The sequence below is a fragment of the Pseudomonas sp. R5(2019) genome (genome assembly GCF_009905435.1).
GTDB lineage: Bacteria > Pseudomonadota > Gammaproteobacteria > Pseudomonadales > Pseudomonadaceae > Aquipseudomonas.
Window position 1 is genome coordinate 1 of the sequence record NZ_JAAAMT010000045.1, and the last position, 14879, is coordinate 14879.

Genomic DNA, 14879 nt, shown 5'->3' on the forward strand with positions numbered 1-14879 from the left:
CCCCAATGCCAGTCAGTTAAGGCGCAGAGCATGTGGGAGCGGATTTATCCGCGAATGTAGGCGCCGCGCAATGCCTGATAAACCGCGGTGTTTTCATTCGCGGATAAATCCGCTCCCACAGGGTTTGTGTCGCTCAATTCTTAACTGACCGGCATTGGGGCTTGCCCGCGATGAGGCCCTGGAGTTTTAAACAAATCGACAGGCGGTTTTCTCTGCAAGCCTCGATAATCGCTTCAAGTGACCCCGCTGAATCGATTTATTCCCGCCACCATGTTCTGAGCCAATCACATCCCTCTGCCTGATTGAAGGAATCATCGGCAGTCCATTTGCGACGTCGTAATGAGGGGTATATACAGGAGGACAACCTCCCTTCGCTGTCTCTGCCTGAGGAAGTGAACCATGATGTGCCTGGGTCTTTCTTCGCTGGAACTTCGCAATATCATCGAATGCGGATTTCTACCGCGTCACTGCACCTGTGAGGTCGCCCCGGATGAGACCCTCACCGTCGTGATCTCGGACCCTGTTACCAACCACGTCCAGTTACGGGTAGAAGGGATTTCCACCGACCGCCTGGCCAGCAGTCGCGACATTTCCGACTTGATTGCCGAATTGCGCGTGCGCCTCGAACATCCGCAGCGTGCTCCCCTGCGTGCCGTTACGCACTGAGTGCCCCCGTCACTCAAGATATTGTCCACTTGTTCAACAAATTATTCTGCCCCGGTAGGTGGGACGGAATAATTTGTGTTTAACTTCTGCTCCCTTACAAAACCTTTCACAAGGATTTCGTTCATGGCTCAAGTGACTCTTAAAGGCAATCCGGTTCAGGTCAATGGTCAACTGCCACAGGCAGGCGCCCAGGCCCCTGCGTTCTCGCTGGTCGGCGCTGGCCTGGCTGACGTGACGCTGAAGAGTTTTGCCGGCAAGCGCAAAGTGCTGAACATCTTCCCAAGCGTGGACACCCCGACCTGCGCCACTTCGGTGCGCAAGTTCAACGCCCAGGCCAACGAGCTGAACAACACTGTTGTGCTGTGCATCTCGGCTGACCTGCCGTTCGCCCAGGCGCGCTTCTGCGGCGCTGAAGGCCTGGAAAACGTCCAGAATCTGTCCACCCTGCGTGGCCGTGAGTTCATCGAAAACTACGGCGTTGCCATTGCCGATGGCCCACTGGCCGGCCTGACCGCTCGCGCCGTTGTGGTTCTGGACGAGAACGACAAAGTCCTGCACAGCGAACTGGTCAAGGAAATCGCTGAAGAGCCGAACTACGACGCGGCCCTTGCTGTCCTGAAATAAGGCGTCGACAGCGGCCAATGCCGGTAGGAGCAGGGCTCGCCCGCGATGAAGGCGCCGCGGTTTTTCAGGAGAATTGCGTCATCGTTCATCGCGGGCGAGCCGGAACGCCGGACCGCCTGCTCCTACCAGAACGGTGTCGCTCAATCCTTGAGTGAGATGTGATACAAGTTGTGGCGGCCTGGCCTTGTCCAGGCCGTTTTCGTTTGTAGTTCAGACGCTTGGCTTGCGTCAGCGATAGGTAAATTGCCGGTAAAGGCGCTTTGCTAATTCCTCGGCCACTGCTTATCTTTCAGCCTCCCCCAGTAGAAGCTCTCGCGCACAATGGTTGACCACTCCATGCATTCGTCCGGTTCCCGCACATTTCCTCGCTGGCTGTTCGGCCTGCTGATCCTGCTGATCGTTGCCGCCCTGTGCTGGTGGCTGTGGCCTGCGTCCACGGCGCACAAGGCCGGCGGGCCAAACGGGCAAAGCGGGCAAGGCGGGCTGAGCGGGCCAGGAAGAGGCGGCGCGGGCGGCGGTGGTCGCCCGGGCTTCGGCGCCTTTGCCGGTGCTGTTCCGGTGCGCGTAGCACCGGCGACCCTGGGGGATTTCCCGGTCTACTACAAGGCGCTCGGCACGGTGACGGCCACCAACACCGTGAACGTGCGCAGCCGGGTAGCGGGGGAGTTGGTCAAGGTCGCCTTCCAGGAAGGGCAGATGGTCAAGGCTGGGGACCTTCTGGTCGAGATCGACCCGCGCAGCTATCAGATCGCCCTGCAACAGGCCGAAGGCACGCTGCTGCAAAATCAGGCGCAGCTGAAAAACGCCCAGCTGGACCTGGAGCGCTATCGCGGTCTGTACGCCGAAGACAGCATCGCCAAGCAGACCCTCGACACCCAGGCGGCCCTGGTCAGCCAGTATCAAGGCACGATCAAGACCAACCAGGCCGCGGTAGGGGATGCCAGGCTGAACCTGGAGTTCACCAGGATCCGCGCACCGATCACCGGCCGTGTCGGCCTGCGTCAACTGGACGTCGGCAACCTGGTGGCCGCCAACGACGCTACCGCACTGGCGGTGATCACTCAGGTCCAGCCGATTACGGTCAGCTTTACCTTGCCTGAAGCCAGCCTGACCCCGGTGCTGGCGCGCTTTCGCAGCGGCGCGAGCCTGCCGGTGGAGGCCTGGGATCGCAGCGACCTGAAGCAGCAGGCCAGCGGCGTACTGCGCAGCATCGACAACCAGATCGATATCACCACCGGTACGCTGAAATTCAAGGCACGCTTCGAGAACAAGGACGAAGCGCTGTTCCCCAACCAGTTCGTCAACGTCAAGCTGCTGGCCGACACCCTCAAGGGTGTGGTGCTGGCACCGTCGGCGGCCATTCAGTTTGGCACCAATGGCACCTTCGCTTACGTCTTGGACGGTGACAAGAAGGTCAAGATCCGCACCCTGAAAGTGGGTGCCAGCAATGGCACCAACACCGTCGTGACCGAAGGCCTGGCTGCGGGGGACCGGGTGGTGCTGGAGGGCACTGACCGGTTACGCGACGGCAGTGAAGTGGAAGTCGTCAAAGACAGTTCCGAAGTGCCCACCACCCCCGGCCAGCACCTGCAGGGGCAGGGTGATTCGGCAGCGGTGAGCAAGAAGGACAAGGCGGGCGCATGAATCTCTCGCGGCTGTTCATCCTCCGTCCGGTAGCGACCACACTCAGCATGCTGGCCATTGTCCTGGCCGGCCTGATTGCCTACCGCCTGTTGCCGGTATCGGCCTTGCCCCAGGTCGACTATCCGACCATCCGGGTCATGACCCTTTATCCCGGCGCCAGCCCGGAAGTGATGACCAGCGCCGTCACGGCACCGCTTGAGCGCCAGTTCGGGCAGATGCCCGGCCTGACCCAGATGGCGTCCACCAGTTCCGGTGGCGCCTCGGTGCTGACCCTGCGCTTCAACCTCGACATCAATATGGACGTGGCCGAGCAGCAGGTGCAGGCCGCCATCAACGCCGCCACCAACCTGTTGCCCAGCGATTTGCCGGCGCCTCCGGTGTACAACAAGGTCAACCCGGCCGATACCCCGGTGCTCACTGTTGCCATCAGCTCCAAAACCATGCCGCTGCCCAAGCTCAACGATCTGGTCGACACGCGCATGGCGCAGAAGATCGCCCAGATCAGCGGCGTCGGCATGGTCAGCATTGCCGGCGGCCAACGCCAGGCCGTGCGGATCAAGGTCAACCCTGACGCGCTGGCGGCCAATGGCCTCAATCTGGCCGATGTGCGCACGCTGATCGGCGCGTCCAACGTCAATCAGCCCAAGGGTAACTTCGACGGCCCGACCCGGGTCTCGATGCTCGATGCCAACGACCAGCTGCGTTCCCCCGAGGAATACGCCAACCTGATCCTGGCCTACAACAATGGCGCGCCGCTGCGCCTCAAGGACGTCGCCGAAATCGTCGATGGCGCGGAAAACGAGCGTCTGGCGGCCTGGGCCAACCAGAATCAGGCGGTGCTGCTCAATATTCAGCGTCAGCCCGGGGCCAACGTCATCGAAGTGGTCGACCGCATCCAGGCGCTGCTGCCGTCGATCACCGACAACCTGCCTGCCGGGCTGGATGTGATGGTCCTGACTGACCGCACCCAGACCATTCGCGCCTCGATCAAGGACGTGCAGCACGAGCTGCTGATCGCCATCGCCCTGGTGGTGATGGTCACCTTCCTGTTCTTGCGCCGGGTCAGTGCAACCCTCATCCCGTCCATTGCCGTGCCGCTGTCGTTGATCGGCACCTTCGGGGTGATGTACCTGGCCGGCTTCTCGCTCAACAACCTGACATTGATGGCGCTGACCATTGCCACCGGCTTCGTGGTCGATGATGCCATCGTGATGCTGGAGAACATTTCCCGCCATATCGAAGAGGGCGAAACGCCGATGCAGGCGGCCCTCAAGGGCGCCCGGCAGATCGGCTTCACCCTGATCTCGCTGACCTTCTCGCTGATCGCGGTGTTGATCCCGCTGCTGTTCATGGCTGACGTGGTCGGCCGGCTGTTCCGCGAATTCGCCATTACCCTGGCGGTGGCGATCCTGATTTCCCTGGTGGTCTCGCTGACCCTGACGCCAATGATGTGCGCGCGCCTGCTCAAGCGCGAACCCAAGGTACACGAGCAGGGCCGTTTCTACCGGGCCAGCGGCGCCTGGATCGACTGGATGATCGAGGCCTACGGGCGCAAGTTGCAGTGGGTGCTCAAGCACCAGCCGTTGACCCTGCTGGTGGCGGTTGCGACCCTGGGGCTGACCGTCTTCCTTTATATGGCGGTGCCCAAGGGTTTCTTCCCGGTGCAGGACACCGGGGTGATCCAGGGCATCTCCGAGGCGCCGCAATCGGTGTCGTTCGCGGCCATGAGCGAGCGCCAACAGGAACTGGCCAGGGTCATTCTCCAGGACCCGGCTGTGGTCAGCCTGTCGTCCTATATCGGTGTGGACGGCGACAACGCCACGCTGAACAGCGGGCGCCTGTTGATCAACCTCAAGCCCCATGCCGAGCGTGACCTGACGGCCGCCCAGGTGATTGCCCGCCTGCAGCCGCAGGTCGACACGCTGGTCGGTGTGCGGCTGTTCATGCAACCGGTGCAGGACCTGACCATCGAAGACCGGGTCAGCCGCACCCAGTACCAGTTCAGCCTGTCTTCGCCGGACGCCGACCTGCTCGCCCAATGGAGCGGCAAGCTGGCCGATGCCCTGGCCCAGCGCCCGGAACTCACCGACGTTGCCAGCGACCTGCAGGACAAGGGCCTGCAGGTGTACCTGGCGATTGACCGCGACGCCGCCAGCCGGCTGGGCGTCAACGTGGCGGACATTACCAACGCCTTGTATGACGCCTTCGGCCAGCGGCAGATTTCCACCATCTACACCCAGGCCAGCCAGTACCGCGTGGTGCTGCAGGCCGCGGCGGCAGCCGATATCGGCCCGCAGGCGCTGGAGCAGATCCACGTCAAGACCACCGACGGCGCGCAGGTGCGGTTGTCGAGCCTGGCACGCATCGAGCAACGCCAGGCGCAATTGGCGATCGCCCATATCGGCCAGTTCCCGGCGGTGATGATGTCCTTCAACCTGGCGCCCGGCGTTGCGCTGGGGCAGGCGGTCGAGGTCATCGAGCAGGTCCAGCAGGACATCGGCATGCCGGTCGGCGTACAGACCCGCTTCCAGGGCGCCGCCGAAGCCTTCCAGGCCTCGCTGTCGAGCACCTTGCTGCTGATCCTGGCGGCGGTGGTGACCATGTACATCGTGCTGGGCGTGCTCTACGAGAGCTATATCCACCCGATCACCATTCTCTCGACCTTGCCTTCGGCTGCCGTCGGCGCCTTGCTGGCCTTGCTGATCAGTGGCAACGACCTGGGCATGATCGCGATCATCGGCATCATCCTGCTGATCGGTATCGTCAAGAAAAACGCCATCATGATGATCGACTTTGCCCTGGAGGCGGAGCGCAACCGTGGGCTGGACCCGCAAACCGCCATCTATGAAGCGGCGCTGCTGCGCTTCCGGCCGATCCTGATGACCACCCTGGCGGCGTTGTTCGGGGCCGTGCCATTGATGCTCGCCACCGGCTCCGGCGCCGAACTGCGTCAGCCTCTGGGCCTGGTGATGGTCGGCGGGCTGCTGCTCAGCCAGGTGCTGACGCTGTTCACCACGCCAGTCATCTACCTGTACTTTGACCGGCTCGGGCGGCGCTGGCGGCGTGGTCCCCAGAGCAACGAACAGGCGTCGGCATGAACCTCTCCGGCCCGTTTATCCGTCGCCCGGTGGCGACCATGCTGCTGAGCCTGGCGATTCTGTTGCTGGGCGGGATGAGCTTCAACCTGCTGCCGGTGGCGCCTCTGCCGCAGATGGACTTCCCGGTGATCGTGGTCTCGGCCAACCTGCCCGGCGCCAGCCCCGAGGTCATGGCCTCCAGCGTGGCCACGCCGCTGGAGCGCTCGTTCGGCAGCATTGCCGGGATCAACACCATGAGCAGCCGCTCCAGCCAGGGCTCGACGCGGGTGATCCTGCAGTTCGACCTGGACCGGGACATCAATGGCGCCGCCCGCGAGGTCCAGGCCGCCATCAACGCCTCGCGCAATCTGCTGCCCAGCGGTATGCGCAGCATGCCCACCTACAAAAGGATCAACCCGTCCCAGGCACCGATCATGGTGCTGTCGCTGACCTCCGATGTGTTGCAGAAGGGCCAGCTCTATGACCTGGCGTCGACCATCCTGTCCCAGAGCCTGTCGCAGGTGCCGGGTGTCGGCGAAGTGCAGATCGGCGGCAGTTCGCTGCCGGCGGTGCGCATCGAACTGGAACCCCAGCTGTTGAACCAGTACGGCGTGTCGCTCGATGAAGTGCGCACGACCATCGCCAATGCCAACGTGCGCCGGCCCAAAGGCTTTGTCGAAGACGCCGGGCGCAGCTGGCAGGTGCAGGCCAACGACCAGCTGGAAAAGGCCAAGGACTACGAACCGCTGGTGATTCGCTACACAGACGGTTCGGTGTTGCGCCTGAGCCATGTGGCCAAGGTCACCGACGCCGTGGAAGACCGCTACAACGCCGGATTCTTCAATGATCAGGAAGCGGTGTTGCTGGTGGTCAACCGCCAGACCGGCGCCAACATCATCGAGACGGTGGCGCAAATCAAGGCGCAGCTGCCGGCCCTTGAGGCGGTGCTGCCGGCCAGCGTCAAGCTGGACGTGGCCATGGATCGCTCGCCGGTGATCAAGGCCACGCTGCACGAGGCCGAACAGACCCTGCTGATTGCCGTGGCGCTGGTGATTCTCGTCGTGTTTCTGTTTCTGGGTAACTTCCGCGCTTCGTTGATTCCGACCCTGGCGGTTCCGGTGTCGCTGGTCGGCACCTTCGCAGTGATGTACCTGTGCGGGTTTTCCCTGAACAACCTGTCGCTGATGGCCCTGATCCTGGCCACGGGCCTTGTGGTCGACGATGCCATCGTGGTGCTGGAGAATATCACCCGGCATATCGACGAGGGCGTCGAGCCGATGCGAGCTGCCTACCTGGGGGCCAGGGAAGTCGGCTTCACGCTGCTGTCGATGAACGTCTCGCTGGTGGCGGTGTTTATTTCGATCCTGTTCATGGGCGGCATCGTCGAAATCCTGTTTCGCGAGTTCTCCATCACCCTGACGGTGGCGATCATCGTCTCGCTGGTGGTGTCCCTGACGTTGACCCCGATGCTCTGCGCGCGCTGGCTCAAGCCCCATGTGCCCGGCACCGAGAATCGTCTGCAACGCTGGAGCCGTGGCCTCAACGAGCGAATGATGGCGGTGTATGACCGCAGCCTCGGTTGGGTCTTGAAGCACCCGCGCCTGACCCTGGCCAGCCTGTTGATCACCATCGCGGTCAACATTGCCCTGTATGTGGTGGTGCCCAAGACCTTCCTGCCGCAGCAGGACACCGGCCAGTTGATGGGCTTTGCCCGGGGGGACGACGGCCTGTCGTTCTCGGTGATGCAACCGAAAATGGAAATCTACCGCCGCGCGATCCTCGAGGATCCGGCGGTCGAAAGCGTGGCCGGATTCATTGGTGGCAACAGCGGCATCAACAACGCGCTGATCCTGGTGCGCCTCAAGCCCATCAAGGAGCGCAAGGACTCGGCGCAGAAGGTGATCGAGCGCCTGCGCAAGTCGATGCCCAAGGTGCCGGGCGGGCGCCTGTTCCTGATGGCCGACCAGGACCTGCAGTTCGGCGGCGGGCGTGAGCAGAGCACCGCGCAGTTCCAGTACATCCTGCAAAGCGGCGACTTGTCCGCGCTCAGGCTCTGGTACCCGAAAGTGGTCGCCGCGCTCAAGGCCCTGCCCGAACTGACGGCCATCGATGCCCGTGAAGGCGGCGGCACCCAGCAAGTGACCCTGGTGGTGGACCGCGATCAGGCCAAGCGCCTGGGCATCGACATGAACATGGTCACTACCGTGCTCAACAATGCCTACAGCCAGCGGCAGATCTCGACCATCTATGACAGCCTCAACCAGTACCGGGTGGTCATGGAGATCAACCCCAAATACGCCAGGGACCCGCAAACCCTGGAGCAAGTGCAGGTGATCACCGCCGATGGCGCACGGGTGCCGTTGTCCAGCTTTGCCCACTACGAGAACAGCCTGGCCAACGACCGCGTCAGCCACGAAGGCCAGTTCGCCTCGGAAAGTATCTTCTTCGACCTGGCCGAAGGCGCCAGCCTGGACAAGGCCATGGTCGCGGTGGAGCGGGCCGTCGCCCAGGTCGGCTTGCCGGAGGAGGTGATTGCCAAGGTCGCCGGCACCAGCGATGCCTTCGCCGCCAGCCAGAAGAGTCAGCCGTTCATGATTCTCGGTGCATTGCTGGTGGTGTACCTGGTGCTGGGCATTCTCTATGAAAGCTATATTCACCCGCTGACTATCCTGTCGACCTTGCCGTCCGCAGGCGTTGGCGCCTTGCTGACCATTTATGCGCTGGGCGGCGAGTTCAGCCTGATTTCGTTGCTGGGCCTGTTCCTGCTGATCGGGGTGGTCAAGAAGAACGCGATTCTGATGATCGACCTGGCGCTGCAACTGGAACGCCATAATGGCCTGACGCCGCTGGAATCGATCCGCCAGGCGTGCCTGCTGCGCCTGCGGCCGATCCTGATGACCACGCTGGCGGCAATCCTGGGTGCCTTGCCGCTGTTGCTCAGCAGCGCCGAAGGGGCCGAGATGCGCAAGCCGCTGGGCCTGACCATTATCGGCGGGCTGGTCTTCAGCCAGGTCCTGACCCTTTACACCACCCCCGTTGTGTACCTCTACCTCGACCGCCTGCGCCATCGCTTCAACCACTGGCGCGGCGTGCGTACCGATGCTTCCCTGGATACCCCGCTATGACCGAACGTCTGCCTTCTGTTGCCAGCCAGCCCCTGCAGCGCCTGATCTGCGCCCCAGGCTCGCGCCTGTTGAGCCTGAGCCTCAGCCTGTTGATGCTCAGCGCCTGCGCCATCGGCCCGGATTATCAGCGGCCCGAAGTCTCGACGCCGGCTCAGTTCAAGCAGGCCGATGGCTGGCGCCAGGCACAGCCCGCCGATGCCCTGGCCCGTGGCGCCTGGTGGGAGTTGTACGGTGATGCACAGCTCAATGACCTGGTCGAGCAACTCAACCGGTCCAACCAGACCGTCGCCCAATCCGAAGCGCAGTACCGCCAGGCCCAGGCGCTGGTGCGCAGCGCTCGTGCGGCGTTCTGGCCGACCGTGGACCTGAGCGCCGGTAAAACCCGCTCCAGCCAAGGCACCGGCAGCAGCAGTTCAAGCCTGACCAGCTCCAGCAGCGGCATCCGCAACACCTACAGCACCCAGTTGGGCGTCAGCTGGGAAGCCGATATATGGGGCAAGCTGCGCCGTGGACTCGAGGCCGACAAGGCCAGTGCCCAGGCCAGCCTCGCTGACCTGGCCGCGGTGCGCTTGAGCCTGCAGTCGGAACTGGTGCAGAACTACCTGCAACTGCGGGTGATCGACGAGCAGAAGCGCCTGCTCGAAGCCACCGTCGAGGCCTACCAGCGCTCCCTGACCATGACCCAGAACCAGTACCGCGCCGGTGTTTCCGGCAAGGACGCGGTCGCCCAGGCGCAAACCCAACTCAAGAGCACCCAGGGCGACCTGATTGATCTGGTCTGGCAGAGGGCGCAACTGGAAAACGCCATCGCGGTGTTGCTCGGCAAGGCCCCCGCCGACTTCAGCCTGGCGGTGCGCGACGACATCCCGGTCTTGCCGCAGATCCCGCTGTCGCTGCCTTCGCACTTGCTGGAGCGGCGACCGGACATTGCCGCCGCCGAGCGTTCGGTGATGGCGGCCAACGCCGACATCGGCGTGGCCAGGACGGCCTACTTCCCGGACCTGAGCCTGAGCCTGAGCGGTGGCTACAGCAGCAGCACCTTCCAGAACCTGATCAGCCTGCCGAACCGCTTCTGGTCGGTCGGCCCCCAACTGGCAATGACCCTGTTCGACGGCGGCCAGCGCTCGGCCGAGGTCGAGCGCACCGAGGCGGCCTATGACCAGACCGTCGCCCAGTACCGCCAGACCGTCCTGGATGGGTTCCGTGAAGTCGAGGACTACCTGGTGCAGCTCAAGGTCTATGAGCAAGAAGCCGGTGTGCGCCAGGAAGCCCTGGACTCGGCCCGTGAATCCCTGCGCCTGACCAACAACCAGTACAAGGCCGGATTGATTGCCTACCTGGACGTGGTCAATGTGCAGACCACAGCGCTGTCGAACGAGCGCACTGTGTTGAATTTGCTGCAGGGGCGGTTGATTGCCAGCGTGCAGCTGATCGCGGCGCTGGGGGGCGGTTGGGACGCTGAGGCGGCGTTTGCGCAACAAGAGTGATTGGCGGTGAGGAGAGGGCCGTACCACCCATAATCGCCAAATGAGATTTACGTGCGTTTCCTGAAGGCTTGAGTACAATCACCGGTTTTTAACTCGGGCATGGAATGCCGTTCGATGTAATCGTCGTGGTACGTCACATGCTCATTGGCAGCTACTCTCCCTCCCTGGTTTTCATCTCCTTGTGCGTGGCCATCCTGGCCTCGTACACAGCCCTCGATCTCAGTGGGCGCATCGCCACCGCCGGCGGCCGCGCTGTCCATTTGTGGACGGCCATTGTCGCGCTGGGGCAGGCACTGGGCTTGCGCATCGTCGCCGAAGGGGTCGAGACGGACCGGCAGCAATGTTTCCTGACCGAGCTTGGGTGTGATTCCTTGCAGGGGTATTTGCTGGGGCATCCGTTGCCGGCGGGGAGTTTCATGGAGCGGATTCGTCAGGCCGAGCGGGTGTCGGCCTGAGGGTGCGCCCACCGCTGGCAACGTGGTGACCACTGAGCACATGAGTGCGCAGCTGGTTGCAGAACACCAGGAGTTGGTTCCGGGGCTGACGGCCTTTTAGATACACGAGGGGAGTACTGTGGATAGGGATGCACTTGAACAGAACCAGATACCGATCTATTTCGTCGCGGTCATAGGCGCTGCAATCGGTGGGTTGATGGTTCCTTCTGCCGCGCAGGGCCTGAATGCGCTGGTGACCCCGACTATTGCCGTGCTGATGTACGCGATGTTCCTACAAATTCCCTTTCTCGACCTGCGCGAAGGCCTCAGCAACAAACGCTTCATGTCAGCCCTGCTTATCGCCAACTTCGTACTGATTCCACTGTTGGTATGGGGGCTCACCAGAGGTCTCACGGATCACCCGGCAATCCTTGTCGGTGCTCTCCTGGTACTGCTGACTCCGTGTATCGATTACGTCGTGGTCTTTACGCACATTGGCAGGGGCGATTCTCGCGGGATTCTTGCGGCAACACCGATTCTGTTGCTGCTTCAGCTTGTGCTGCTACCCGTGTACCTGGCCTTTATGCTGGGTGGACAGTCCGAAGTCGTCATCTCGGTAGGCCCTTTTGTCGAAGCTTTTCTCGTGCTGATTGTCGCGCCTTTGTTGTTGGCCGTGGTGACAGCAGCTCTGGCCAAAAAGTCGAACGTCGTCGGCGGTTGGAATGCCGCCTGGGCCTGGCTGCCTGTCCCGGCAATGGCAGCGGTTCTGATCGCGGTGGTTGGTTCTCAAATCTCCTCGGTGGTTCGTGACATCGACAAGCTTGCTCCGGTCATCCCTGTGTACATCGGCTTCATGCTTTTGGCTCCGCTGATGGGGGCGTTGGCTTCGAGAGCTTTCAAGCTGCCGTCGTCGACTGCCAGGGCGGTCACGTTCAGCTCATCAACGCGTAATTCTCTGGTGGTTCTCCCGCTGGCTCTGGCTTTGCCTGAAGAAGTTCGAGGGCTTGCGGCCGCCGCGGTGATCACCCAAACGCTGGTCGAGTTGATGGGTGAGCTAATCTACATCCGCGCAATACCCGCTCTTGTTTGGCGGAATCAAGACATGAATTGCAACGTCAGGTGCAGAAGGTAATGCCCCTGTGGCGTGCAGTCCTGGTTCAGCAGCAGGAAGTGGATTTCGCACCCTGTGGTACCTGGCGCCTGCACCTCACTGCTCCAGCAGTGGTCATCGACGACCTGAATCTGCAGCTTCAGCAGGTCCTCAAAAGAGGGTGTGGCAAGCTTGACCCCGCTGCGTAGCGTGGGTCGAGGCGCGCTCACGACCTCTGGGTCGTCGAAATGGATGGCGTTCAGGCAAACGATGTGTTCACCGCGCAATGCTACCGGCGCCGCGCGTAGGTAGATCTGGTCACCTGGCTGGGCCGCCAGCGCGAAGGGCTGTTGGGCGGGGCCCTGCCACTGTTCCGGGCGGGTCGCCTGCAGGAACAGATAGTCAGCATCGAGCGAGGTCGGGGCCTCTTCCGAGAGGCTAGGGTTTGTGTGATCACTGATGATGCGTTCGGCATCGATGATGAAAAGGATGTGTCTGTCGAGGGCTTTTGCGGACACGATGGGTCTCCTTGCTTTGGGCCTGCTGTGCAGGCCTTCGCGACTGAAGCCGCTCCTGCAAGAGGTTTGTCAGCAGTTTAAAACGCCCCTTGTTTCAAGGGGCGCTTGTTCAACAGTGATGCCTTAGTTGTGGATCGAAATGAACGGGTCCCATGAGAAGAAACCGCAAGGCTTGCAATCGCGATCCACGATCATGAAATTGAAGTGGTAGGTGACTCGGCCGACGGACAGTGTTTCCGACGACCAATAGTAGTTATCGACTTTCTGGCAGGTAGGCACCGAAGGGTTACTGGGGTTGGGAAGGGCGTAGGAGGCCGTGGCCTTGCGTGGGGTGGGGGTGGAGATCAGTTCATTGCCCACATTGCCGATGAATCGGTAGAAAATGACGGACTTCTCGAAGCCAAAGGACAGGCTGGTTTCCCGCCAGCGAATCAAATCCCCCACCTGGGCCTTGAGGTCCAACTCGCCGCCTGCCTGACCGGACACGACGTTGTCCTGATTGGTGATCATGTAAACGTGCTTCCAGTCAATCAGGGTCGGTGCGTCGGGGTTCTTGCTGGGGTTCGGGTATTTTTGCAGGATGGTTTCGGTATCCATGCAGACAGACACATCAATGACTCGTGACATGATTCAACGTCCTTTTTATCAGTTTGGTCGGTGGTTTCGAGGTCCTGAACACAGGATCCACAATGCCTTCCAGAACGGTGCATCCCTACGTCATCAGTGTTGCTTCTGGTACTTCGCTCCTCGTCCTGAGTGGCAGCTGCCGGATCCGTTCAGCAGCTCGCCAGACGAGCCTAGCGCGCGATGAAGCAGTGTCAATTTCACGCGCTGGCAGCGTGACCAGAGTGAGAACTCCAGCAAGTTTTTTGTCGCTTGTGCGGGCCTCATCGCTAGCAAGCTCTGCTCCCACGCCCATCTCCAGTCCTGCCGAAATTGCGCGTGGTACTTTTGATCTAGATGTAGGAGCCGAGCTTGCTCGCGATGAACGATGACGCGCAATACCTGTAAAACCGCGGCGTCCTTATCGCGAGCAAGCTCGGCTCCTACATAAAAAAATTGCAGTCAGCCATAGAATCTCCCACATCAGCGCCAGCGCGACAGGGCGCGCAAGCCTAGCAGCGTCAACAGAAACACCCCCACCCCCGACAACCCCCCAATCGCATAAGCCCCCGCACTCGCAGCCAGCAGTGCCACTGGCTGCTGCCAGCGCGGCGGCCGGCGCTGCAGGACGCACCAGTAGTACGGATCACCTTCGACCACTTCCTTGTGCAGCAGCGGGTAGCGAAATTGCAGGCGGTCAGCGAGTTGGTGGCAGGCGGCCCAGTCTTCACTGCCGAAGTAGCGGGTCAGCAGCGCGCGCTGTTCATCGTTCATCGGCTCGAACAGCAAGCGCGCTGCGCGCCCGGCCGGGGTGTCGGCCGCCAGTCGGCCCAGGCGTCGTTGCTCGTCAAGAAAGGCCTGGCTCTGGCTGCGTTCCAGCAAGCCGTTCCAGTGTGGCGGCGGGCGGCTTTGAGGGTCGTTCCAGCCTTGCAGGCGGCTGATGGCGTCGAACAGCTCCCGAGACCAGAATTCGCTGTGCAGCAGCACCTTTGCCAGGCTGGCATCGAACCACTCGCGGCGGCTTCGCGATTGCAGCCAGAGTGCTTGATCCAGTTGGTGGTAGACCTGCAGAAAAGCCTGGGGCTGGTTGTGGCACAAGGCGTTTTCCAGTGCGCGTTCGCTGTGTGCTTGAAGGTGGCTGAGCAAGCGCTCAAGGTCCGGCACTGGCAGGTCAGTGCGCTGCCACGGGGTCAGCCAACTGAAACGAATCAAGCCCCATTCGGCCAGGCGATGGGCGTGGTGGGTAGGGGCCAGGCAGGTGCGCAGCAACGCCGCTTCGAATTCAGCTTCGCAGTAGCGAGCCTGTGCCTGGCTCAAGCGTTGGTCGAGGTCCTCGGCGGTGGCGTCTTCCAGCAGACGGGCGGCCAGCAGCTGGGCCGGGGAGGGCTGTTCAGGGGCCGGATCGCTGGTGGCGGGCAGTGACGGGTCGAGCGGTGTGCGCCGGTCGCTCAGCGCCAAGGCCTCTTCATAGGCCTGGCGCAACGACTGGAAACCCTGCGGGTCGGTGTCCGGGCGGCAGCCTTTGAGCAGGCTGGCGTAGCGACGCTTGATCGTGCGCGGGTCGGCATCGGTCGGCAAGCCCAGCAGCGTCCAGCAACTCATGGCGGATTA

Annotated in this window: 11 protein-coding genes; 8 read left to right on the top strand and 3 right to left on the bottom strand. The window is 62.2% G+C overall.

What is annotated here, in order from left to right:
• Nucleotides 1-399 precede the first annotated feature (399 nt).
• From GUY40_RS22610 to GUY40_RS22645, 8 genes are all read left to right on the top strand, one after another.
• Nucleotides 400-666, top strand: a complete 267-nt coding sequence (locus tag GUY40_RS22610; RefSeq protein ID WP_166571134.1) for a DUF1652 domain-containing protein — start codon at nucleotides 400-402, stop codon at nucleotides 664-666.
• A 123-nt stretch (nucleotides 667-789) separates the two neighbouring features.
• Entirely contained in the window at nucleotides 790-1290 is a 501-nt protein-coding gene (gene tpx / locus GUY40_RS22615) for a thiol peroxidase (RefSeq protein WP_166571135.1), read from the top strand.
• A gap of 321 nt (nucleotides 1291-1611) precedes the next feature.
• Nucleotides 1612-2934 (top strand): MdtA/MuxA family multidrug efflux RND transporter periplasmic adaptor subunit, encoded by a 1323-nt coding sequence (locus GUY40_RS22620; RefSeq protein ID WP_166571136.1) that lies wholly within the window; start codon nucleotides 1612-1614, stop codon nucleotides 2932-2934.
• Complete coding sequence (locus GUY40_RS22625; RefSeq protein ID WP_166571137.1) at nucleotides 2931-6032, top strand: MdtB/MuxB family multidrug efflux RND transporter permease subunit; 3102 nt, start codon at nucleotides 2931-2933, stop codon at nucleotides 6030-6032. The genes GUY40_RS22620 and GUY40_RS22625 overlap by 4 nt, the downstream gene beginning before the upstream one ends.
• Complete coding sequence (locus tag GUY40_RS22630; protein WP_166571138.1) at nucleotides 6029-9136, top strand: efflux RND transporter permease subunit; 3108 nt, start codon at nucleotides 6029-6031, stop codon at nucleotides 9134-9136. The genes GUY40_RS22625 and GUY40_RS22630 overlap by 4 nt, the downstream gene beginning before the upstream one ends.
• Entirely contained in the window at nucleotides 9133-10623 is a 1491-nt protein-coding gene (locus GUY40_RS22635) for an efflux transporter outer membrane subunit (protein ID WP_166571139.1), read from the top strand. The genes GUY40_RS22630 and GUY40_RS22635 overlap by 4 nt, the downstream gene beginning before the upstream one ends.
• 137 nt (nucleotides 10624-10760) lie before the next feature.
• Nucleotides 10761-11078, top strand: a complete 318-nt coding sequence (locus tag GUY40_RS28450) for an EAL domain-containing protein (RefSeq protein WP_166571164.1) — start codon at nucleotides 10761-10763, stop codon at nucleotides 11076-11078.
• Between the two features lie 118 nt (nucleotides 11079-11196).
• Nucleotides 11197-12189 (top strand): arsenic resistance protein, encoded by a 993-nt coding sequence (locus GUY40_RS22645; RefSeq protein ID WP_166571140.1) that lies wholly within the window; start codon nucleotides 11197-11199, stop codon nucleotides 12187-12189.
• Here GUY40_RS22645 and GUY40_RS22650 read toward each other — a convergent pair.
• From GUY40_RS22650 to GUY40_RS28595, 3 genes are all read right to left on the bottom strand, one after another.
• On the bottom strand, nucleotides 12153-12665 hold the full coding sequence (locus tag GUY40_RS22650) for an AidA/PixA family protein (RefSeq protein ID WP_166571141.1): 513 nt from the start codon (nucleotides 12663-12665) through the stop codon (nucleotides 12153-12155). The two genes, GUY40_RS22645 and GUY40_RS22650, sit on opposite strands and share 37 nt — an antisense overlap.
• A gap of 123 nt (nucleotides 12666-12788) precedes the next feature.
• On the bottom strand, nucleotides 12789-13292 hold the full coding sequence (locus GUY40_RS22655) for an inclusion body family protein (RefSeq protein ID WP_166571142.1): 504 nt from the start codon (nucleotides 13290-13292) through the stop codon (nucleotides 12789-12791).
• A 459-nt stretch (nucleotides 13293-13751) separates the two neighbouring features.
• Nucleotides 13752-14870 (bottom strand): J domain-containing protein, encoded by a 1119-nt coding sequence (locus tag GUY40_RS28595; protein WP_166571143.1) that lies wholly within the window; start codon nucleotides 14868-14870, stop codon nucleotides 13752-13754.
• Nucleotides 14871-14879: the final 9 nt, after the last annotated feature.